Here is a 458-nt window from a genome sequence, read left to right on the forward strand (position 1 = left end):
GCTGTCTGTAGTTGTAGCTGGTTGGCTCACCAAACTAGTATTGACAGCTGCTCTCGTTAAGGCAGATACATCAAGGTTAGTGGCTTTTTCAGATGAAGCATTTGTAGCACTTGTTGCTTCTGAGCTGGCAGCTGTTGATTCAGAAGTTTTATCTGTTGCTTGTGAGGTACTAGTGCTCACTTCACTTGTAGCCTCGCTAGTAGCAGTTTCACTAGTTGTTGAGACTTGACTAGCTTTCTCACTTGACGATACCCCATCTGTTGCTACACCACTGAAAATATCAGCTGCGGTCACAGCATCACTATCTGAGGTAGCAAACAAAGAAGCATCTGAAGGTGTTGAAACCTCATGATGCTCATCAGCCAAAGCTTGACCCGCAAAGACCAAACTAGCTCCTAAAAGAACTGATGCTGCCCCAAATGAATATTTACGAATGGAAAAACGTTGTTGTTCGTGTA

General features: G+C 43.9%; 1 protein-coding gene. It reads right to left on the reverse strand.

Annotated elements, in window-relative coordinates:
* Positions 1-458, reverse strand: a 458-nt coding sequence (locus AX662_RS07185) for a YSIRK-type signal peptide-containing protein (protein ID WP_197414674.1), incomplete at both ends; no start/stop codon positions are given.

The organism is Streptococcus sp. CCH5-D3 (assembly GCF_001556435.1).
Taxonomy (GTDB): domain Bacteria; phylum Bacillota; class Bacilli; order Lactobacillales; family Streptococcaceae; genus Streptococcus.